This is a genomic window from Streptomyces sp. NPDC002886, assembly GCF_042888445.1.
Taxonomy (GTDB): Bacteria; Actinomycetota; Actinomycetes; order Streptomycetales; family Streptomycetaceae; genus Streptomyces.
In genome coordinates this window covers 419,751-440,324 of the sequence record NZ_JBIAPV010000003.1, presented here as the reverse complement: position 1 = coordinate 440,324, position 20,574 = coordinate 419,751, and the positions used below count along the sequence as shown (strand labels likewise).

Here is a 20,574-nt window from a genome sequence, read left to right as displayed (position 1 = left end):
CCCGGCGCTCGGGGCAACCCCTACAGCTCCGCGTAAGCCGCCGACGCGTCGTCGTGGCGCTTTTCGCGGCGGTGCGCCCGGCCCGGATCCGATTCCAGCGAGCGGACCCGGTCGATCAGGGACTGCGCGCCTTCCTTGCGCAGCACCGCCAGGCATTCGGCCCAGTCGCCCTCCCCGAACGTGTCCGTCCACCGGCTGGCGCCGTCGGTGAGCGCCGCCACCGCCCGGACCCGCGCGCGCGGCGTCCGCCCGGTCACCGCCCGGTCGGCCACCTCCGGGTCCGCGGCGGCGGTGAAGAAGCCGCCCTCCGCGTTGCGCAGCGTGTCGGCGGAGGCCTCCGTACGCAGCAGCTCGCGCGGGATCCGGTCCAGCCGGTCGTCGAGGACCGCGCGCACCTCGCCCCCGGGCGCCTCGAGCAGGAGCACGGAGTCCGAGAGCACCAGGTGTTCGACGCAGGAGGCGTCCCAGCGGACCACGACCACCGTGGCCTGCGGGGTCCGGACGTGAGAAAGGTCACAGGTGTCGCGATGGGCGTCCGCGGTGACGCGGATGGCCTCCGCCAGGACGCGGTCGAGGGGCATGTCCCGGCGCGATCCGGACAGTTCGGTCAATCGGCCGCCCAGCCGGGCCGCGAACCACGGCACTCCGTGCGTGCATCCGACCTCCCCCGGCGGCGGGGTGACCCCGTCGAGGGCGACCAGGACTCCGCCGCCCGAGGCGGGGATCGCGGCCGACAGCCAGTCCTCGTTGGGGCGTTCCGGATTGCCGGGGGCGGAGGAGAGATCGATGCGCATGCGGACATTCTGCCCGGGCGGGCCTCCGTAGGGGTGGGAAGGGCCGGGGAAGGTACGGACCAAAGCGGCGGGAGGGGGGAGGGAGCGGACTTCCGGGTTCCGTGGGCCGCCCCTCGGCGATGTGGGCGGGCATCCTGCCAAAAGCCGCATCGATCTTTCAACCACCCGTCCACGGCCGGGCCCTGACAGCCGATCGCCGAGTTGGTCGCCAACTCCTCCGTGCTGTTCACTCCTTCGTGTGGCCGGGCGGGCGATGTGCGGCCCCCTTCCCAACTCACTGCGAGGGTCTGAGGCGGTACGGCGGTGGACGCGCGCAAGCGGCGCGTACCGCGTGACACGTACGGGCATCAGGCAACGAGCACGAGCAGCACACGTAAACAGGATTGCGAGCACCGGTGCAGAAGAAGCGGCCTCGGAAGAACGGCACCGTCGCGAACGGCACCGCACCCGACGGCACCGCACCCGACCGACGAGCCCCCGGCGGCCCGGTCGCCGCGGCCGCTCCCACCGGGCGCCGCGTCCGCGTGCGCAGCAGGCTGGTCATCGGGGTCGCCGTGGCAGGGCTCGCCGTGCTCGTGGCGGGAGCGCCCGCCGTCCTGTCCGCCTCCGCGGACCTGAAGGACTCCCAGCAGCTGGTCACCCTCGCCGACCGGAGCCGGCAGACCCTCACCCTCGCCCACCTGCTCGGGGACGAGCGCGACGCCGTCACCGCGTACGTGGCCAAGGGCCGCCCCGGCGGCCCCCGGGGCAAGCAGGCCGCCGCGGTCCAGCAACGCGCCGCGGGCACCGACCGCCAGCTCGCCGAGGTGCAGGCGGACGCCGACGAGGAACTCGCCGAGGCCCTCGGCAGGATCGCAGCGGTCCGCACCGAGGCCATCGAGGGCAGGGACAGCGCCCTCACCGCCCACCAGGCCTACTCCGGGGTCATCGGCGAACTCCTCGCACCGGGCGACCGGCTCACCGAGCTGACCCCGCCGCGCGCCACCGACGCCCTCGTCACCACCCGCCCGCTGGCCGCCCTCGGCCAGGCCGCGGAGCAGGCTTCCGCCACCCGCGGACTGCTCCTGTCCGCACTGTCCGTGCCCGGTGGCGACCGGCAGCCGGGCGCCGCCTTCGTGGACGAACTCACCGCCGCCGCCCAGCGGGCGCGCGTACGGGAGCAGGGCGCGCTCGACGACTTCGCGCGGGCCGCGCGTCCCGACGTGCGCCAGAGCCTCACCGCCACCGTCACCGGACCCGAGGTCAAGACGGCCGACGACTACCTCAAGCGGCTCACCGACCGGCCGACCCTTTCCGCCGCCGACCGCAAGCTCGACCCCGGCGCCGTCGGATCGGCCCTCACCGCCCGCGTCGACCGGATGCGCTCGGTCGAGGCCACCCTCGCCGGCCAGCGCGCCACCGCGCTCGCCGCGCTGCGCGACGACGACGTGACCGCGCTGGAGCTCATGGTCGCCTTCCTCGGCGTGCTGTTCCTCGTCACCCTCGGCATCTCCACCGCCATCGCGCGCTCCCTCACCCGCCCGCTGTCGGTCCTGCGGCGCGGCGCGGCCCGGCTGGCCACGCCGGAGGGCTCGGTGGAACCGGTCCGGTTCACAGGCCGCAACGACGAGTTCGCCGAAGTGGTGCGCCACCTCAACGGGGTGCGTGACCAGACGGTCTCCCTGCACACCCGGATCGCCGGACTCGACGCCGACCGGCGCCGCCTCATCGGCCGCAACGAGGCGCTCTCGGCCGGCCGGGAAGCGCTGGAGGAAGAACTCGCGCAGCTGCGGGCGGGGCTGGAAGAGCACCGCCGCATCATGTCGACGACGTCCGTGTCGCTCTCCCTGCGGACCCTGGGGCTCGTCGAGCGCCAACTCGCCGTCATCGAGGAGCTGGAGTCCGAGGAGCCGGATCCGGACCGCCTCTCCACCCTCTTCAAGCTCGACCACCTGGCGACCGTGATGCGCCGCCACAACGAGAACCTGCTCGTCCTCGCCGGCCAGGAGCACGGCCACGGCCAGGGCCTGCCGGTGCCGCTGGTCGACGTCATGCGGGCGGCGGTCAGCGAGATCGAGCGCTACGAGCGCGTCGACCTCGGCGCGCTGCCCTCGTACACGCAGGTCGCCGGGCACGCCGCCGACGACATCTCGCACGTGCTGGCGGAGCTGCTGGAGAACGCGACGACCTTCTCGCCGCCGGACGCCAAGGTGAAGGTGTCCGGGTGGCTGCTGGACTCCGGCGACGTGGTGCTCTCCGTCGTCGACGAGGGCATCGGGATCACCGGTGACCGGCTGGCCACGCTCAACGAGCGGCTGGCCACGCCCGAGGCGTACGACGAGGAGCCCGAGTCCGAACACGGCCTGGGCCTCGGCCTCTACGTGGCGGGCCGGCTCGCGGCCCGGCACGGGGTGAGCGCGGAGCTGCGCATCCAGCGGCACGGCGGCACGGAGGCCCTGGTCGTCGTACCGGCGGCGCTGCTGCCCGTCGCTCCGCCGGCGTCCCCGGTCCACGCCATGGGCGCACCGGGCGCCCCCGCGCTGCAGCTGCCCGGGGTGATCGCGGAGGCCAACGAGAACACCCTCCCCTCGCGTCTACGGGGCCCTGCCGCTCCCGCCCCCGAAAGCCCGGCGGAGCCGGAGGCCCCGGTGGCCCCGGCCCGGCCGGAGCCCGTCTTCCCGGCGGAGCCGGCCCCGGAGGCGTTCGCGGAGCCGGGCCCGGAAGCGCTCGCGGAGGCGGACCCGGAAGCGGAATCGCTCGCGGAGCCTGAGTTCCTCGCGGAGCCTGAGTTCCAGGCGGAGCCGGAGGCCCTGGCCCCCGGAGCCTTCCCCGAGCCGGCCCCCGCAGCCTTCCCCGAGCCTGAGCCCGCGCACGGCGCCGCGGAAGACACCGCGGACGCGGACGACACCCTCGCGGAGCCGCCCGCCCGGGTGGCGCCGGAGCCCGCTCCGGCGGCGTTCGCGCCCCCGGCCGGGCAGCTGCCGCCCACGGAGCAGGTGTTCCGGGTTCCGGCGCCGGTCGAGGTGCCGGCCGAGCAGGTGTTCCGCGTACGGCCGCAGGCCCAGGCCGGTGCCGAGGCCGCCGCCGAGGTCCCGGCCGCCGCCGAGGCGCCCGGGGACGTACCCGCCGAGCAGGTGTTCCGCGTACCGCCGCAGGCCGAGGCGCCCACCGGGCAGCCGCTCCGGGACCCGGCCGCCGCCCCGCGGGGGAGCGAGCCGCAGGAGGTCCTCACCGACAAGGGGCTGCCCAAGCGGAGCCCCCGCACGGTGGCCGCCGGGCGCGGGGACGAGGTGCGTCCGGTGCCGGGCCGGGTGGACGCCGACGAGCTGCGCCGCCGTCTCGGCGGGTTCTACCGGGGAGCCCAGGACGGGCGCCGCGTCGTGGAGGCCGAGCTCGCGCAGGACTCCCGCCAGGACCCGCCACAGGACCCGCCGCACGACCAGGGGCAGACCGACCGGGGGGACACCGCACAGGAGGCACGCACATGAACGCGTCCAGCACGTACGGACTGAGCTCCCAGGCCCGCAACCTTCAGTGGCTGCTGACCGACCTCGTCGAGGAGGTGCCCGGGGTCAACTCGGTGGCCGTCGTGTCCTCGGACGGGCTCCTCCTGCTGTCCTCCGATCCGGTGGCTCCCGACACGCCGAATCCGTCCCCCGCCGCACCCGCCCGACCAGCGGGCCCCCGCGGCGCGTCCGCCGATCTCGCGACCATCGTCTCCGGCCTCGGCTCGCTCACCACGGGCGCCGCCGCCCTGATGGACGGCGGCTCGGTCAAGCAGACGATGGTGGCCATGGAGCACGGTTCCGTGTTCGTCATGGCCATCAGCGACGGCTCGCTCCTCGGCGTGCACGCCACGCCGGACTGCGACATGAGCGTCGTCGCGTACCACATGGCCTTGTTCGTGGGCCGCGCCGGCCACGTCCTGACCCCCGAAGTCCGCAGTGAGCTGCGCCAGTCGATGGAGAACACCCCGTGAGGAGTCCGGCCTCCGACCGGCTGCCGATACGCGGCGCCGACCGCCGCCCCGCCCGTGTACGCCCCTACTCCCTGACGGGCGGCCGCACCCGCTTCACGCAGGTCCTGCACGTCGAGACCTTCGTCGCGGCCCTGGACACCAAGGTGTCCGAGCCGCGCAAGGCCGACCGGATGCCGGAGATGCCGGCGATCGTCGAGGTCTGCCGCCGCATGCGGACGATCGCCGAGATCGCCGCCCTGCTGAAACTGCCGCTCGGCGTGGTCCGCGTCCTGGTCAGCGACCTCGCCGACCAGGGCAGGATCCGTGTCTACGGGACCGGGCACGGCAGTGGCCGTCCCGACCGCGCTCTGCTCGAAAGGGTGCTCAGTGGGCTCCGCCGTCTCTGAAACCGGTCTCTTCTCCACCAGCCCGGCCGCGGATCGGGACACCGATCCGGACGAGCCCGCACAGCCCTGGCAGTACGACCGCTCGCGCGCGCCCGTCGCCGTGAAGGTGCTGGTGGCGGGTGGGTTCGGGGTGGGCAAGACCACGTTCGTCGGTTCCGTCTCCGAGATCCGGCCGCTGCGCACCGAAGCGGTGATGACCGAGGCCGCCGCACCGACCGACGACCTGTCCGCCACTCCGGACAAGCACACCACCACCGTCGCCATGGACTTCGGGCGCGTCACGCTCGACGACGACCTCGTCCTGTACGTGTACGGGACCCCCGGCCAGGAACGCTTCTGGTTCATGTGGGACGACCTGGTGCGCGGCGCCGTCGGCGGGATCGTCCTCGCCGACACGCGGCGGCTGCGCGACTGCTTCCCGGCGCTCGACTACTTCGAGAGCTGCGGGCTGCCGTACGCCGTGGCCGTCAACCACTTCGAGGGCACGCGCGCGTACGAACCGGAGGACGTGCGGGAGGCGCTGACCATACCGGCGCACGTACCCGTCGTGATCATGGACGCGCGGCGCCGGGTCACCGTACTGGAATCCCTGATGACCCTCGTGGGCCACGCCCTCGACTCGACTCCCGAATAGAGAACGTGCACATGCGCAAGATACTCGTCGTCGGCGCCGGCCAGTCCGGTCTCCAGCTCGCCCTCGGACTCCAGGCGAAGGGGTACGAGGTCACCCTCATGTCCAACCGGACGGCGGACGAGATCCGCACCGGGCGGGTCATGTCCACCCAGTGCATGTTCGACACGGCGCTCCAGCACGAGCGGGACCTCCAGCTGAACTTCTGGGAGCAGCAGGCGCCGAAGATCGAGGGTCTGGGCGTCTCGGTCTCCGCCCCCGACGGCAGCCGCCCCATCGACTGGCTCGGCAAGCTGAAGGGCTTCGCCCAGTCCGTTGACCAGCGCGTGAAGATGGCCGGCTGGCTCGACACCTTCGCGCAGCGCGGCGGCCAGCTCGTCATCCACGGGGCGTCCGTATCCGACCTGGACTTCTTCTCCCGCACGTACGACCTGGTGCTCGTCGCGGCCGGCAAGGGCGAGCTGGTCTCGCTGTTCGCCCGCGACGCGGCCCGCTCCCCGTACGACGCCCCGCAGCGCGCGCTCGCCGTGTCGTACGTGCACGGGCTGGCGCCGCGCCCCGAGCACCCGGAGACGGAGGCCGTGCGCTGCAACCTGGTCCCGGGCGTCGGCGAGCTGTTCGTGATGCCGACGCTGACCACCTCGGGCCGGGCCGACATCCTGTTCTGGGAAGGGATCCCGGGCGGACCGCTGGACGTCTTCGGCGGCGTGAAGGACCCGGCGGACCACCTCGCGCTGACGCTGGACCTGATGGAGAAGTTCACGCCCTGGGAGTACGCGCGGGCGACGAAGGTGGAGCTGACGGACGCGGGCGCCACGCTCGCCGGGCGCTACGCCCCCGTCGTCCGCAATCCCATCGGCCGGCTGCCGGGCGGCGGGCTGGTCCTGGGCGTCGCGGACGTGGTCGTCGCCAACGACCCGATCACCGGGCAGGGTTCGAACTCCGCCGCCAAGTGCGCGGCCTCGTACCTCTCGTCGATCCTCATGCACGGGGACAACCCGTTCGACGAGGCGTGGATGAAGGCGACCTTCGACAAGTACTGGTTCACCAGCGGCAAGCCCGCCACCCAGTGGACGAACGCCATGCTCGGCGTCCCGCCGGAGCACGTGCTGAACCTGATCGGCGCGGCCGGGCAGCTCCAGCCGGTGGCGGATCGATTCGCCAACGGCTTCGACAACCCGGCCGACTTCGACGCGTACTTCTACGACCCCGAGGACGCGGCGGACTACCTCGCGGAGGTCTCGGGCGCCTAGGGCGCTCAGGACTTCTCGGATTCCTCGGATTCCCGGGACTTCTCGGATTCCCCGGATTCCTCGGACGTCTTCGGCGCCCCGGCCTCCGAGTACCCCGTGTCGTCGCCCGCCGTAGAACCTTCGGGCAGCGGCGGCGGGGTGAAGGCGCGCAGCGGCGCCCCGTCGGGGTCCGGCCGTACCGCGCCGAGCAGCGGATTCGCCGCGATCGGCGAGACCTTCACCTTCGCGCCCGGCCGGGGTGCCTGGATGACCTTGCCGTCGCCGACGTACAGGGCCACGTGGGTCGCGGTCGGGAAGTACACCACCAGGTCGCCGGGGCGCAGCTCGTCGAGCGGCACCCTGGGCAGCCGGGCCCACTGTTCCTGACTGGTCCGCGGGATCTCGCGGCCCGCGTGCGCCCAGGCCTGGGAGGTCAGCCCGGAACAGTCGAAGGAGGCCGGACCCTCGGCGCCCCAGACGTACGGCTTCCCGATCTGGGCGGCCGCGTACGTGAGGGCCGTGCCGCCGGCCGCGGTGGGGGTGCGGAGCTGGGGCCCGGCACTGCCCAGCTTCCCCGAACCGATCAGCTCCCGCTGGGCGGTGGCGGTCTCCTCGGCTTCGCGGGTGCCCAGCTCGGTGAGCTGGGCGGGGCTGAGCGAGGCCAGCATCCGCTCGACCTCTTTGAGCTGGGCGGAGGCCTCCTCCTTGCGCTTCTTGGTCTCCGCGGCCAGCTTCTGCTCGGAGTCCAGGGCCTTGCGGGCCGCGGTGGCGAGGAGGTCTGCCTTCTTCTCGCCCCGGGTGAGCCGCTCCAGCGCGGCGGCCCGCCGGGCCCCCTCGCGCTCCGCGACCCGGCGCTGTTCCAGGGCGCCTTGGGGGTTCCCGGCGAACAGCATCCGGGCGTACGGGGAGAACCCGCGGGCCCCCTTGTACTGCTCGCGCGCCAGCCGGCCCGTGGTGGCGTGGGCCTCGGTGACGGCGGTACGGGCCTTGCCGAGCTCGGTGCTGAGCCGGCTCTCCTCGCGCTGCCGGGAGGTGAGGGCGGTCTCGGCGGCGTTGTAGGCCTCGGTGGCCTGCTCGGCGCTCTGGTAGAGGCCTTGGAGGCGGGTGAGGAGGACTCCGACGGGCTCTGCGGGTTTGTCGGGGGCGTCCGGTGCGGTGGGGGCGTCGGGGGCGTCCGGTGCTGCGGGGGTCTCCGGTACCGAGGGCGTTTCCGGTGCCACGGGGGCGGTGGGCTCGGCGTGGGTGACGGGGAGCGGGCCGGCCGTGACGAGGGCTGCGGCGAGGCACGCGGCGCGAAGCAGCCGACGTCTGCGTCGTCGTGACATGAGGTCACCTCCTGGCGGCCGATGCTGCCATGTGCGGTATGACAAATCGCCCACCCGGGGCGGCCGTGCCGCGCCGCTCACCCGGTCGGCGTACGCCCGCCGGCCGCACCCGATGAAACGCTTGACGCGGCTTTCGCCAAGTACGGGGTGAGGGGCCGACGGGGCCTCGCGAACCAGGGGAGGACCGGGTGAACAGCGCACACGAGAACGGCGCGGGGGCGGGCGCCACGCAGGCGGGCGGACCGAAGGCGGGCGGCGCGCGGGCGGCGAGCAGGGGGAAGGGCGCCGGGTGGGCGGGGGCCGGGCCACCGGATCGCAGGCCACCGGATCCCGGGCCACTGGATCTCCGGACGCCGGAGGGGTTCGGCGCGTTCTACGAGGAACACATCGACGCCGTGCTCGGGTTCGTCACCCGGCGGGTCGCCGACCCGCACCTGGCGGCGGACCTCACGGCCGACATCTTCCTCGCCGCCTTGAAGGACGTGGCGGGCTACCGGCCCGACAGGGGAGTGCCGATCGCGTGGCTCTACGGCATCGCGCGCAACGTCCTGGCGAGCCACGCCCGTGAGGGTGCCCGCGAGCGCGGTGCGATGCAACGGCTCAGCGGCCGGAGGCTGCTCGACGACCAGGACGTGGCGGCCCTGGAGGAACGGATAGACGCACAGCGGGCCTTCCGCGACCTGGCCGAGCGGCATGCCGCCCTGTCGGAGCCCCTGCGGGCCGCGCTCGACCTGGTCGTGATCGACGGCCTCACCCCGGCCGAGGCCGCCCAGGCCCTCGGTGTCACCCAGGCCACCATCAGGGTCCGCCTGCACCGCGCCCGGCGCGCGCTGCGGACTCCGGCCGATCCCGCCGCCTCCGCCGCGGCGCAGCACTTGGAGGTAGCACGATGAGCAGCAGGCCCACCGCGTTCGAGGCGCGTCTGAAGACGGAGCTCGTGGCGATAGCCGCCGACCGGGCGGGGTCCGGGGGCGGGGTGGACCTCGTCGCCGGCCGGCCTGCCCGGAGACCGCGAATACCGATGGCCGTCGGGACGGCGGCGCGGGTGACGAGGGTGGTGGGGGCGGCCGGCGCGGCGGGGATCCTGAAGGCGGTGAGGGCGGCCGGGGGTCTGATCGCGCTGCGGAAACCGGAGGGGCTGAAGGGTCTTCCCCAGGAGTAGGCGACCGGGCCGGTCAGTCGGCCAGGAGCCGGGCCTTGGCCGCCGAGAACTCCTCCGGGGTGAGCAGTCCTTCGCGGGCCAGCGCGGCCAGCTGGGTCAGTCGGTCCGTCAGATCGGCCCCGGGAGGGGCCGGTACGGCACCCCCCTGGCCGGTGTGGGGAGCCGGGCGGGCGGCAGCGGGCTCCCGGTGGGCGGAGGGGGCCGTCGGGGACGAGGGGGCCGGACCGGGGTGCGCGCCCGGAGCCGGAGCCGGGGTCGCGCCCGGGGCCGGAGTCGTGCCGGGGGGCGGGGCTGTGCCCGGTGCCGGAGTCGGAACCGTGTCCGCTGCCGTGCCTGGTGCCGTGCCCGGTGCCGTGCCCGGGGCCCTGTCGTCCCCGGGCTGTGGGGCGGCCGCCGCCGGGTGCTGGGCCGCGTCCCACACGTAGGCTCCGCGCGCCAGGATTCCGCGCAGCAGGGGGTGGCCCGTGGGGCGCCGGGAGGGGTTCACCACGGAACCGATGGGGCGGATGAACATCAGGCCACCCCCAGCCGGTCGGCCGGGAGGCGGACCGCTCCGGCGATCCGGCCGCCCGCCGCGCGGACGGCGATGGCGGCGTCCTCGGCCCAGACGTGCTCGACGACCAGGAGGAGGGCGCAGCTGCCGCGGTCCATCAGTTCGGCCGATTCCCTGACGTCCTCGGGGCCGATCAGCGGGGCCGCCTCCCGGTGGGCGAGCAGGCCCCGGAGTTCGACGAACTCGTCGAACTCCGCCGACAGCACCTCGCCGCCGGCGGTCTTGGTGGCCACCAGCCCGTCGATCAGCCGCACGACCCCGGCCTTGCGCAGCCCCATCACCGCCTCGACCGCCGCGACCCGTAGCTGTTCTTCCGGAAAGGCCAGGACGATGAACTCCGCAGGTCCCATGAGGGGAGACTCCTGATCCGCTACTTCATTTCCGACCAGTTCTGACGACTCTTCGGCACACTATGACATAAGCGGACATACGGCCCGCCTCCTTGCTACGTTTCCCCGTATGACCGCTCTGACGGCGAAGGTGACGGAACCCGCCCCGCCACCGCCACCCGATGCCCGCGCGCCCAAGCGTCGTGGAGTCGAGCTGTCGCTGCTCTTCGGCGCCGTCCTGATCGCCGTCATCGGCCACCTCTACGTGGGGCTCACCACCACCGGCCGGATCCCGGCACCCGCCGCCCACTACGCCGCCGGCCTCGCCGTGGCCGCGCTCGTCGCCCACCTCGCCGTCCGGCTGTACGCCCCGTACGCCGATCCGCTGCTGCTCCCGATCGCCGTCCTGCTCAACGGCCTCGGGCTCGTCCTCATCCAGCGCCTCGACGTCACCACCCCCGGCAACGCCACCGCCGGCGAGCAACTGCGCTGGTCCGCCCTCGGGGTGGTGCTCTTCGTGGTCGCCGTCGCGCTGCTGCGCGACCACCGGGTGCTGCAGAAGTACGCGTACCTGTCCGTCGCCCTCGCGCTGGTTCTGATGCTGGTGCCCGTCTTCTTCCCGGCCGTGAACGGCGCGCACATCTGGATCCGGTTCGCCGGGCTCTCCTTCCAGCCGGGGGAGTTCGCCAAGATCCTGCTGGCCGTCTTCTTCGCCTCCTACCTCGCGGCGAACCGCACGGCCCTGGCCCTCACCGGGCGCACCCTCTTCTGGAAGCTGAGGCTGCTGCCCGGCCGGGTGCTCGGCCCGATCCTGGCCATCTGGCTGCTCTCGGTCGGCGTGCTCGTCCTGGAGCGCGACCTCGGGACCTCGCTGCTCTTCTTCGGCCTCTTCGTGATCATGCTGTTCACGGCCACCGGCCGGATCGGCTGGATCGCCATCGGGCTGCTGCTCGCCGCCGTGGGCGCGTACGCCGTCGGGACGTTCGAGCCGCACGTGCACAGCCGTGTGGACGACTGGCTGAATCCTTTCGCCTCCATCGAGCGCGGCGACGGCCCCGGCCAGCTCGCCCAGTCCCTCTTCGCCTTCGGGGCCGGTGGGCTGCTCGGCGCCGGGCTCGGCCACGGCCAGTCCTTCCTCATCGGGTTCGCCGCCAAATCGGACTTCATCCTCGCCACCGCCGGGGAGGAGCTCGGCCTCGTCGGCCTCACCGCGATCCTGCTCCTCTACGGGCTCCTCGTCGCCCGCGGTTTCCGGACCGGGCTGGCGCTGCGCGACCCGTTCGGGCGGCTCCTCGCCACCGGACTCGCCTCGATCGTCGCGCTCCAGGTGTTCGTCATCGCCGGCGGAGTCACCGGTCTGATCCCGCTGACCGGCATGGCCATGCCCTTCCTCGCCCAGGGCGGCTCCTCCGTGGTCACCAACTGGATCATCGTCGCCCTCCTCGTCCGGCTCAGCGACAGCGCCCGCAGGCCCGGACCGGCCGAGGAGGCCGACGCGTGATCCGCTACATCCGCTGGTGCGCGTACTTCTGCGCCCTGCTGCTCGTCGCCCTGCTGGTCAATGTCGGCCGCGTGCAGGTCTGGGAGGCCGCCGGCTACGGCGCGAACCCGGCCAACAAGCGCCCCGCCATCGCGCGGTACGCCGAACCGCGCGGGGACATCACCGTCGACGGCCGTCCCGTCACCGGCTCCCGGGACAGCCGCCAGACCCTGCGCTACGAGCGCACGTACAAGAACGGCCCGCTCTACGCACCCGTGACCGGCTTCGCCTCCCAGACCTACGGGACCAGCTTCCTGGAACGCGCCGAGGACCCGGTCCTCTCCGGCACCGACCCCGGACTGTCGGCCTTCCCGCTCTGGTACGAGCTCTCGCGCGGCCGCCCCGGCGGCGGCAACGCCGCCACCACCATCCGGGCGAAGATGCAGCTGGCCGCGTACACAGGGCTCGCCGGCAAGCGGGGCGCCGTCGCCGCCGTGGAGCCGTCCACGGGAAGGATCCTCGCGCTGGTCAGCAGCCCCTCCTACGACCCGGCGGTGCTCTCCGGCACCGGGCCGGGGGTCAAGGCGGCCTGGGAGAAGCTCAACGCGGACCCCGCCAAGCCGATGCTCAACCGCGCGCTGCGCGAGACGTACCCGCCCGGCTCCACCTTCAAGATCGTGACGGCCGCCGCCGCCCTCGACGCCGGCGTGGTCACGGACGTGGACGCGCCGACCGAGACCCCGGACCCGTACCCGCTGCCCGGCACCAGCACCCTGCTGCCGAACGCGGGCACGGGCTGCGCCGACGCCTCGATGGCGGACGCGATCCAGTGGTCGTGCAACACGGTGATGGCGAAGATCGGCGTACGGGTCGGGCTGCGCGGGATGACCGAGGCGGCCCGGCGGTTCGGGTTCAACGACGCCGGGCTGCGGGTGCCCGCCTGGGTGTCCCGGTCGAACTTCGACACCGACATGAGCCCCGACCAGCTGGCCCTGTCCTCGATCGGGCAGTTCAACACCAAGGCCACCCCGCTCCAGATGGCGATGGTGGCGGCGGCCGTCGCCAACGGCGGGGAGCTCAAGGCCCCCTACCTGGTGGACCGTACGACCCAGGACGATGGCGACCCGGTCCGCCGGGCCGACCAGCACAGTCTCGGCCGGGCCATGACCCCGCTGACCGCGATGCGGATGCAGGAGCTGATGGTGAAGGTGGTGGAGAACGGCACGGGCCGCAACGCGGCGATCCCCGGCGCCGTGGTCGGCGGCAAGACCGGCACGGCCCAGCACGGGGTCGGCAACGCGGGGACCCCGTACGCCTGGTTCATCTCCTGGGCCGCGCCCGAGGGCGGCCGGCCGCCGGCCGTCGCGGTCGCGGTGGTCGTCGAGGACGCGTCGGCCGTCCGCGGGGACATCAGCGGCAACGGCGCCGCGGCGCCGATCGCCCGGGCGGTGATGGAGGCGGCGCTGTCCGCCCGGTGACCCCGTACGCGTTCGCCGTCCCCGGCCCTACCCGCCCGCGCCCTCCGTGATGGTCTCCGCGACCTCCGCCACCCGCTGCTCCTCCTCGGCCGCGAACCGCTCCCGGTCGAGGGCCTCGGCGATCTCCTCGTCCTGGCTCATCAGCAGGTCCAGGTTGGAGTTCCCCATCTCGAAGACCCCCATGTCCAGGTACGCCTTCTGCAGCCGCTCGCCCCACAGCCCGATGTCCTTCACGCACGGCACGATCCGGCTGAACAGCAGCTTGCGGAAGAGCGCCAGGAACTCGGAGCGCTCGCTGAACTCCTCCGCCTCCGTGCGCGAGATGCCGAAGTTCTCCAGCACCTCCACCCCGCGCAGCCGGTCCCGCATCAGGTAGCAGCCCTCGATCACGAACTCCTCGCGCTGGCGCAGCTCGGCGTCCGACAACTGCTTGTAGTAGTCGCGCAGGGCCATCCGCCCGAACGCCACGTGGCGTGCCTCGTCCTGCATCACGTAGGCCAGGATCTGCTTGGGCAGCGGCTTGTTCGTGGTGTCGCGGATCATCCCGAAGGCGGCCAGCGCCAGCCCCTCGATGAGCACCTGCATGCCCAGGTACGGCATGTCCCAGCGGGAGTCGCGCAGGGTGTCGCCGAGCAGTCCCTGCAGGCTGTCGTTGATCGGGTAGAGCATCCCGATCTTCTCGTGCAGGAAGCGCCCGAAGATCTCCGCGTGCCGGGCCTCGTCCATGGTCTGCGTGGCGGAGTAGAACTTGGCGTCCAGGTCCGGCACCGACTCGACGATGCGCGCCGCGCACACCATCGCGCCCTGCTCGCCGTGCAGGAACTGGCTGAAGTTCCATGCGCTGTAGTGCCGGCGCAGCTCGCCCCGGTCCCGCTCGGTGAGCTTGGCCCAGTGGCGGGTGCCGTGCAGCGGAAGCGCCTCGTCGGGGGTGCCCAGGGGATCGTACGGGTCCACCTCGATGTCCCAGTCGATGCGCTTGGCGCCGTCCCACTGCTTGTCCTTGCCCTTCTGGTACAGGGCCAGCAGCCGCTCGCGGCCGCCGTCGTACTCCCAGCTGAAACGGGCGTTGCCGGATGCGGGCACCGGCCAGACGGTCTCGCCCGGATCGTTGGTGTAGAGCTCGTGCGTCGACACTGACGCCCCCTCGTCTCACGTAACCGCGCATGGCGTAGCCGCGTACTTCCTTACGGGACCGGACAGTTGGCAGCGTCACACGTTGGTAGACGTGCGGTCAACAAGTCGTGTGCGGGGGATTGACGGTCTTGCTGACAAGCAGTCTCATAAGAGGTGACCGCCGGTAACTCGACGACGAGGTGTCCGAAGCCATGACCACCGTGACCGAACGAGCCGAGCTCCGCGACGCCCTCGGCCTGCTCAAGGACCGCGAGCAGATCGCCGAGCGGCTACTCGAATCCTCGGAGAAGCACTCCTTCGACCCCGACAAGGAACTCGACTGGGACGCCCCGCCCATCGACGGCAAGTACTACTGGCCGCCCGAGCTGCTCTCCCTCTTCGACACCCCGCTCTGGAAGAAGATGGGCGAGGAGCAGCGCATCGAACTCTCCCGCCACGAGGCGGCGGCCCTCGGCTCGCTGGGCATCTGGTTCGAGATCATCCTGATGCAGCTGCTCACCCGGCACATCTACGACAAGTCCCTGACCAGCAATCACGTCCGGTACGCGCTCACCGAGATCGCCGACGAGTGCCGCCACTCGATGATGTTCGCCCGCATGATCAAGACGGGCGGCGCCCCCGAGTACCAGGTCTCCCGGACCAACCACAACCTCGCCCGCGTCCTGAAGACCGTCTCCACCACCCCCGGCTCCTTCGCCTGCACCCTCCTCGGCGAGGAGGTCCTCGACTGGATGCAGCGCCTGACCTTCCCGGACGAGCGCGTCCAGCCCCTCGTGCGCGGAGTCACCCGCATCCACGTCATCGAGGAGGCGCGCCACGTCCGCTACGCCCGCGAGGAGTTGCGGCGCCAGATGCTCACCGCCCCGCGCTGGGAGCAGGAACTGACCCGCGTCAGCTGCGGCCAGGCCGCCCGGGTCTTCTCCCAGGCCTTCGTGAACCCCCAGGTCTACGACAACATCGGCCTCGACCGGCGCGAGGCACTCGCCCAGGTCAAGGCGAGCGGCCACCGCCGGGAGGTCATGCAGACCGGAGCCAAGCGGCTCACCGACTTCCTGGACGACATAGGCGTGCTGCGCGGAGCCGGCCGCAGGCTCTGGAAGAGCTCGGGCCTCCTGGCCTGAACCCGCCTGAACAGCCCTCACCCCAGGGCCGCGGGGTGGGGCTACCCTGCGGACATGACAGCCGTACGGGCGTACCGCAGGATGAGCGTCGAGGAGCGCCGGGCCCAGCTCCTCGACGCGGCCCTGACGTTGTTCGCACACCGGGCGCCGGAGGAGGTCTCCCTCGACGACGTGGCCGAGGCCGCGGGCGTCTCGCGCCCCCTGGTCTACCGCTACTTCCCCGGCGGCAAGCAACAGCTCTACGAGGCCGCCCTCGGCTCGGCCGCCGACGTCCTGCGGCTCTGCTTCGCCGAACCCCAGGCCGGTCCCCTGACCCGGCGGCTCTCCCGGGCCCTGGACCGGTACCTCGCCTTCGTCGACGAACACGACGCCGGCTTTTCCGCCCTCCTCCAGGGCGGCAGCGTGGTCGAAACCTCCCGCACCACCGCCACCGTCGACGGAATCCGCCGGGCCGCCGCCGAGGCGATCCTCTTCCACCTCGGCGTGCCGGCCCCCGGCCCGCGCCTGCGCATGATGGTGCGCACCTGGATCACGGCGGTCGAGGCCGCCTCGCTGATCTGGATCGACGAGGGCAAGCAGCCGGAGACCGAATCGCTCCGGGACTGGCTGGTGGACCAGTTCATCGCCCTCCTCACGGCCACGGCCGCCACCGACCCGGAGACGGCCGCGGCGGCCCGTGCCGCCCTCGCGCTCGAATCGGCGGACGGTCCGGTGGGGGTCCTGGCCCGGCGTGTGATCCCGGTGGTCTCCGAGGCGGCCCACCTGCTGTGACTCCCGAACCGCTGTGACTCCTGAACCGCTGCGCCCCCCGAACCGCTGTGACGTCCGAGAAGCTGTGAGACTGGAGGGGTGAGAAGCCAACCCACCCCCTTCGAGGGCGGTCCGATGGACGGCCGGAGCCTGCCGATCCTCCTCGGCCCGACCGGCCACCCGTCCAAGTGGTACGAGATCCCGGTCCCGGCCCCGGACGGCGGCGCCCCCACGGTGCTGCTCTACGAGCGCGTCCCGGCGGGGTACTCCAAGCGCCTGGGCCTGCAGCGGGGCTGGAAGTACGTCTACGCCCCGGACGGCCAGAAGCCGAAGCTCCGCTGGCCCTGGACGAAGCCGACCCCGCCGGCGGCGCCGGGGGAGTGACGGACGCCGGGGGTCGCCTCACGGAGGCCGGGCGTCACCTCGGGGAGGCCGGGCGTCACCTCACGGCAGCCGGGCCTCGACCAGGGTGAGTACGGCCTCCGCCCCGCCTCCCGCGTCCGCCGCCTGCCGGAACACCAGCCGGGCCCCGATGACCTCCGCCTGTCCCACCGCGATGGTCAGCCCGAGCCCGTGCCCCTTGCTCCCGCCCCCGGTGCGGAACCGCTGGGGCCCGTGGGTCACGAGGTAATCGGGATAGCCGTCACCGTGGTCTCGTACGGTCACCACCGGCCCGTCCACCGTCATCACCACCGGAGCCCGCCCGTGCTTGTGGGCATTGGCGACCAGGTTTCCCAGCACCCGCTCGAGGCGCCGCCGGTCCGTCTCCACGTGAGCGTCCCGCACCACGACCACCTCGGTGTCGGTCCCCGACGCCCGCACCACCCGCCGCGCGAGGCGTCCGAGCTGGTGCAGGTCCGTCTCCACCACCTCGCTGCCCGAGTCGAGCCGGGAGATCTCCAGCAGGTCCTCCGTCAGCTGGCGCATCGTGCGCACCCGCTCCTGGACCAGCTCCGTCGCCCGCCCCTCCGGAAGCAGCTCGGAGGCCGCCTGCAGACCGGTCAGCGGAGTGCGCAGCTCGTGCGCCACGTCCGCCGTGAACCGCTGCTCGCGCTGGAGCTTCGTCTGCAGGCTGCCCGCCATGGTGTCCAGGGCCGCCGCCACCGTCGCCACCTCGTCCTGGTGCCGCGAGGAGTCCTTCGTCCGCGGATCCCCGACCCGTGCGTCCAGGTCGCCCTGGGTGATCCGGCGGGCCACGGTCGCCGTCTGGTGCAGCCGCCGCGTCACCCGCGTCACCGCGAAGGCGCCCACCAGCAGCGTCCCGCCGATGGCCAGCACCGACGAGCCGATGATCGCGTTGTCCAGCCCGGTGATCGTCCGTGCGCTCTGCCCGAAGTCGACGGCCACGGCCAGCGCCTTGCCGTCCGCCGGGGCCGCCGCCCACATCAGCTGCCGGTCCCCGTCCTTCGGGTCCTTCGCCACGAGCGTCCCGCGCTGCCCGGCCAGGGCCAGCGCGCGCAGCCGGTCCGGCAGCCCGGCCGGATCCAGCCCGGACTCCGGCGGCAGCACCTCGCCGGCCTCGTAGGCGCGCGAGGCGTCGGTCAGCTTGCCCAGCGCCTTCTCGCGGGCCGTCGCCACGGTCTGCCGGGTCACCTCCACGTGCACGAGCACGCCCAGCACCGCCGCGAGCGAGCAGCACATCAGCACGATGAAGCACGCCGACTTCCAGGTCAGCGTCGCCGTCCACGAGGGCAGCCGGAGCCTCACCGCGCCGCTCCCGGCGCGTCGGGGCTCGGGGACGGCGCCGGGGCCTTGGCCGGCCCGGTGCTGCCGGGCACCCGTACGATCTGCTCCCACGTCGGCAGCATCGAGCGCTGCGTCTCGTCCCAGGACCAGGTGGTGTTCACCTCGTAGCCGGCGTTGCCGCTCGGGACGCGCAGGATCACGTCCCGCCCGGCGAGCTCGACGCTGATGACGGTGTCGGTCGTCGCCATGATCCGGTTGAGCCGGCCCTCGGTGTCCGCCGTGTACACGCGCACGGACATCTGCTGCTCCGGGTACTCGATGCCGACGATCAGCTCGTCCTTGCCGTTGCCGGTGAGGTCCCGGTAGTAGGGCGTCAGCACCGGACACTTCTTCGGATCGGACCCGTCCGCCCCGCAGGCCTCGATCGCGGCGATGGTCTCGGGCGGCATCCCGTCGGGACCGGTCTGCACGTTCGGATGGGCCCGCAGCTCCGCCTGCACCAGCGTCGCCGGGTCGATCCCGTGCACGTTCTGGTCCCGGACGGGCGCGATTCCGGGCACGTACTCGGGCGGCGCGCCCCCGGGATCGGCGGGCGGTACGACGGCCCCCGCGCGCCCCGGCCACAGATGTACGGGCCCGCTCGCGGTCGGGGTCGCCCCGGCACCGGCCAGCTCGCCGGTGTCACCGCAGGCGCCGGCCAGCGGCAGCAGCAGGACGGCGAGCAGCGCGGCCCGGCGACCTCGGCGCCGGGGGCCGCCGGAGGGAACGGATCCGATCACCCGTCCGCCCTCCTCTCCCATGAGCATGTGCCCGTCCACAGTAGGCAGAGCCGCATCGTTTCTGCCCGTGAGCCCGCGCGCGGGGGCACGCGTCAGGGCCGATGGGAGGGGGTCCTAGGGGGTCCTACGCGTCCGTACGCCCGCGGCGCAGCATCGCGAAACCCAGCCCGGCGGCGCCGACCGCCGCGATGCCGCCGCCCGCGGCGAGCAGCAGCATGCCGTCACCCGGGCCGTCGGCCAGCGTGTGCAGACCCAGCGCCTCGACGGTCCCCGCACCCGAGCGCGGGCCCGGGGCGGAAGCGGGGACGACCCGCCCGTCGCGGCTCGCGGTCTTGTACCCGGAGCTGATGATGGGGTCCCCGCCGCCGGCCGCCCCGCCACTCCCGGCCCAGGAACTGAGCCGGCCGTCGGACCGCAGCGCGAGGTGCATCTCCCCGGCGTCGCCGAAGCCGGTGCTGCCGTCACGGCTGATCAGGGTGGCGGCCGTGGAGCCGTCGGGGTTCAGGACGTCGGCTTGGTAGGCGCCCTTGGCCACGCGGTACACGTGCGCCGTGGAGACGCCATCGGCCAGGGACAGGGTCTTGACCAGGGTCCGCGGGGCGGTCACGCCCTGCGCGGAGGAAGCCGACGGCACCCCGTCGGCGAGCGCGGCCGCCGCGGGGAGTGCCAGCAGGGTGCCGGCACCCACGGCCACGGCGGCGGCGCGTACGAGCGGGCGTCGGCTGCGGCTGATGGTGTTCACGGGAGGTCCTTCGGTGCTGGTCAGGCCCTGGGCCGTCCAGGTGGGATAAACGTATGCACCGGCCGTTGCGGTAACCCGTTGCTTCTGTAACAGCCGTGCCTCGGCGACCCGGCGGAGTCGTTACACGCCGTGCCGGCCACGTGGACCCCACCGGGGGATTGCCGCGGGCCGCCCGGGCTGTTCCCATGGACGGCGGGGGTGAGGGCGATGGCTTCGAGGGCACTGAAGGTCCTGCCGAGCGGGCGGCCGGGCCGCGGCCGGCTGTACGTGAACCTGCCCGACGGCCGGGCGGTGGCCTGGTACGACCGGCGGGCCAACCGGATCAGCGTGCTGGCGGACGAGCGCCGGGAGGAGATCCTGGCGGCGTTACGCCCCTACCTCACCGGAACCGTGGCCATCGGCCCGCCACCCGTCCCCACGGCCGAGGACCTGCTCCGCCTGTCCCTCCCGCCCGACGAGGACCTGGCCCCGAACCGCCCGGGGGAGGACCTGCTCGGCGCCCTCACCTACGGCACCGCGGGCACCCGCGCCCGGCACCGGCTCCGGCAGGAGCTCACGGTGAGGCAGCGGATGGGCGACGTCCTCGACGCCCTGGCGGAGACGGAGGACTGGAAGGTCCTGCACTCGATCCACGCCATCGCGGACCACCTGCTCATCGGCCCGCCCGGCGTCTTCTGCATCCGCACGGTCCAGGGCCGCCGCCAGCGCACGGTGATCGGCGACCTCCTCCTCACGGTGGGCCGGGCCGACCCCACCCCGGACCCCCGCGAGGCCCGCCGCGCGGCGGCGTCCGCGACCCGAGCCCTCGCGACTCCCGTGACCGCGGTCCTGGCCGTGGTGGACGCGACCCGCCTGGAGATCGCCCCCACCCTCAGGGACGTCCGCATCCTCACCCCACCCACCACGGCGACCTTCCTGACGAGCACCGCCACCACCCTCAAACCCCCGGACGTGGAAGCCCTCCACACCAAAGCCAGGGACCGCCGAACCTGGCACTAGGCCCCTGGCTTCAGCCGTCCGGCGCGGGAGGCCCT

The 20,574-nt window shown here is 73.3% G+C and carries 21 protein-coding genes; 13 read left to right on the top strand and 8 right to left on the bottom strand.

Annotation, left to right across the window (positions count from 1 at the left end; genetic code table 11):
• Positions 1 to 20 precede the first annotated feature (20 nt).
• On the bottom strand, positions 21 to 794 hold the full coding sequence (locus ACFYYB_RS14220) for a hypothetical protein (RefSeq protein WP_389435503.1): 774 nt from the start codon (positions 792 to 794) through the stop codon (positions 21 to 23).
• 395 nt (positions 795 to 1,189) lie between these two features.
• Here ACFYYB_RS14220 and ACFYYB_RS14215 point away from each other — a divergent pair, with 395 nt between their 5' ends.
• The 5 genes from ACFYYB_RS14215 to ACFYYB_RS14195 are packed head-to-tail and all read left to right on the top strand — an operon-like array spanning position 1,190 to position 7,022.
• Complete coding sequence (locus ACFYYB_RS14215; protein ID WP_389435501.1) at positions 1,190 to 4,261, top strand: nitrate- and nitrite sensing domain-containing protein; 3,072 nt, start codon at positions 1,190 to 1,192, stop codon at positions 4,259 to 4,261.
• Positions 4,258 to 4,752, top strand: coding sequence for a roadblock/LC7 domain-containing protein (locus tag ACFYYB_RS14210; protein ID WP_327304575.1), 495 nt, complete (start codon positions 4,258 to 4,260; stop codon positions 4,750 to 4,752). Before ACFYYB_RS14215 ends, ACFYYB_RS14210 begins: the two co-directional genes overlap by 4 nt.
• On the top strand, positions 4,749 to 5,138 hold the full coding sequence (locus ACFYYB_RS14205) for a DUF742 domain-containing protein (protein WP_266881114.1): 390 nt from the start codon (positions 4,749 to 4,751) through the stop codon (positions 5,136 to 5,138). Before ACFYYB_RS14210 ends, ACFYYB_RS14205 begins: the two co-directional genes overlap by 4 nt.
• Positions 5,119 to 5,772, top strand: a complete 654-nt coding sequence (locus ACFYYB_RS14200) for an ATP/GTP-binding protein (protein WP_389435498.1) — start codon at positions 5,119 to 5,121, stop codon at positions 5,770 to 5,772. Before ACFYYB_RS14205 ends, ACFYYB_RS14200 begins: the two co-directional genes overlap by 20 nt.
• Before the next feature lie 11 nt (positions 5,773 to 5,783).
• A complete protein-coding gene (locus tag ACFYYB_RS14195) occupies positions 5,784 to 7,022 on the top strand; it encodes a styrene monooxygenase/indole monooxygenase family protein (protein ID WP_389435496.1) in 1,239 nt (412 codons plus the stop codon).
• A gap of 5 nt (positions 7,023 to 7,027) precedes the next feature.
• On the opposite strand, the gene ACFYYB_RS14190 is transcribed toward ACFYYB_RS14195, so the two are convergent.
• The gene (locus ACFYYB_RS14190) at positions 7,028 to 8,326 is read right to left on the bottom strand and encodes an NlpC/P60 family protein (RefSeq protein WP_389435494.1); all 1,299 of its coding nucleotides are present in this window, start codon (positions 8,324 to 8,326) and stop codon (positions 7,028 to 7,030) included.
• A 188-nt stretch (positions 8,327 to 8,514) separates the two neighbouring features.
• Here ACFYYB_RS14190 and ACFYYB_RS14185 point away from each other — a divergent pair, with 188 nt between their 5' ends.
• Both ACFYYB_RS14185 and ACFYYB_RS14180 read left to right on the top strand, forming a co-directional pair.
• On the top strand, positions 8,515 to 9,219 hold the full coding sequence (locus tag ACFYYB_RS14185; protein WP_389435492.1) for an RNA polymerase sigma factor: 705 nt from the start codon (positions 8,515 to 8,517) through the stop codon (positions 9,217 to 9,219).
• Positions 9,216 to 9,488, top strand: a complete 273-nt coding sequence (locus ACFYYB_RS14180; RefSeq protein ID WP_389435490.1) for a hypothetical protein — start codon at positions 9,216 to 9,218, stop codon at positions 9,486 to 9,488. The genes ACFYYB_RS14185 and ACFYYB_RS14180 overlap by 4 nt, the downstream gene beginning before the upstream one ends.
• A gap of 13 nt (positions 9,489 to 9,501) precedes the next feature.
• On the opposite strand, the gene ACFYYB_RS14175 is transcribed toward ACFYYB_RS14180, so the two are convergent.
• The gene (locus ACFYYB_RS14175) at positions 9,502 to 10,002 is read right to left on the bottom strand and encodes an SHOCT domain-containing protein (RefSeq protein ID WP_389435488.1); all 501 of its coding nucleotides are present in this window, start codon (positions 10,000 to 10,002) and stop codon (positions 9,502 to 9,504) included.
• On the bottom strand, positions 10,002 to 10,391 hold the full coding sequence (locus ACFYYB_RS14170; protein ID WP_266881121.1) for a DUF6325 family protein: 390 nt from the start codon (positions 10,389 to 10,391) through the stop codon (positions 10,002 to 10,004). Before ACFYYB_RS14170 ends, ACFYYB_RS14175 begins: the two co-directional genes overlap by 1 nt.
• Before the next feature lie 109 nt (positions 10,392 to 10,500).
• Between ACFYYB_RS14170 and ACFYYB_RS14165 the strand changes: the two genes are divergently transcribed.
• Both ACFYYB_RS14165 and ACFYYB_RS14160 read left to right on the top strand, forming a co-directional pair.
• Positions 10,501 to 11,871, top strand: a complete 1,371-nt coding sequence (locus ACFYYB_RS14165; RefSeq protein ID WP_389435485.1) for an FtsW/RodA/SpoVE family cell cycle protein — start codon at positions 10,501 to 10,503, stop codon at positions 11,869 to 11,871.
• Positions 11,868 to 13,328 (top strand): penicillin-binding transpeptidase domain-containing protein, encoded by a 1,461-nt coding sequence (locus ACFYYB_RS14160; RefSeq protein ID WP_389435483.1) that lies wholly within the window; start codon positions 11,868 to 11,870, stop codon positions 13,326 to 13,328. The genes ACFYYB_RS14165 and ACFYYB_RS14160 overlap by 4 nt, the downstream gene beginning before the upstream one ends.
• Positions 13,329 to 13,355: 27 nt before the next feature.
• Here the strand turns inward: ACFYYB_RS14160 and ACFYYB_RS14155 are convergent, their stop codons facing one another.
• Positions 13,356 to 14,462, bottom strand: coding sequence for a ferritin-like domain-containing protein (locus ACFYYB_RS14155; RefSeq protein WP_389435481.1), 1,107 nt, complete (start codon positions 14,460 to 14,462; stop codon positions 13,356 to 13,358).
• A 191-nt stretch (positions 14,463 to 14,653) separates the two neighbouring features.
• Between ACFYYB_RS14155 and ACFYYB_RS14150 the strand changes: the two genes are divergently transcribed.
• From ACFYYB_RS14150 to ACFYYB_RS14140, 3 genes are all read left to right on the top strand, one after another.
• Entirely contained in the window at positions 14,654 to 15,583 is a 930-nt protein-coding gene (locus ACFYYB_RS14150; RefSeq protein WP_389435479.1) for a diiron oxygenase, read from the top strand.
• A 54-nt stretch (positions 15,584 to 15,637) separates the two neighbouring features.
• A complete protein-coding gene (locus tag ACFYYB_RS14145; RefSeq protein WP_389435477.1) occupies positions 15,638 to 16,354 on the top strand; it encodes a TetR/AcrR family transcriptional regulator in 717 nt (238 codons plus the stop codon).
• A 78-nt stretch (positions 16,355 to 16,432) separates the two neighbouring features.
• Positions 16,433 to 16,717, top strand: coding sequence for a hypothetical protein (locus ACFYYB_RS14140; RefSeq protein ID WP_327304561.1), 285 nt, complete (start codon positions 16,433 to 16,435; stop codon positions 16,715 to 16,717).
• A gap of 60 nt (positions 16,718 to 16,777) precedes the next feature.
• Here ACFYYB_RS14140 and ACFYYB_RS14135 read toward each other — a convergent pair whose 3' ends face one another.
• The 3 genes from ACFYYB_RS14135 to ACFYYB_RS14125 form a co-directional block, all read right to left on the bottom strand.
• Positions 16,778 to 18,040 carry a histidine kinase dimerization/phospho-acceptor domain-containing protein gene (locus tag ACFYYB_RS14135; RefSeq protein ID WP_389435474.1) on the bottom strand — a complete coding sequence of 421 codons (1,263 nt, stop codon included), beginning with the start codon at positions 18,038 to 18,040 and terminating at the stop codon, positions 16,778 to 16,780.
• Positions 18,037 to 18,825 carry a hypothetical protein gene (locus tag ACFYYB_RS14130; protein ID WP_389435472.1) on the bottom strand — a complete coding sequence of 263 codons (789 nt, stop codon included), beginning with the start codon at positions 18,823 to 18,825 and terminating at the stop codon, positions 18,037 to 18,039. Before ACFYYB_RS14130 ends, ACFYYB_RS14135 begins: the two co-directional genes overlap by 4 nt.
• Before the next feature lie 97 nt (positions 18,826 to 18,922).
• A complete protein-coding gene (locus ACFYYB_RS14125; RefSeq protein WP_389435470.1) occupies positions 18,923 to 19,540 on the bottom strand; it encodes a hypothetical protein in 618 nt (205 codons plus the stop codon).
• Between the two features lie 207 nt (positions 19,541 to 19,747).
• Here ACFYYB_RS14125 and ACFYYB_RS14120 point away from each other — a divergent pair, with 207 nt between their 5' ends.
• The gene (locus ACFYYB_RS14120; RefSeq protein ID WP_389435469.1) at positions 19,748 to 20,539 is read left to right on the top strand and encodes a nuclease-related domain-containing protein; all 792 of its coding nucleotides are present in this window, start codon (positions 19,748 to 19,750) and stop codon (positions 20,537 to 20,539) included.
• The last annotated feature ends 35 nt before the right edge of the window (positions 20,540 to 20,574 follow it).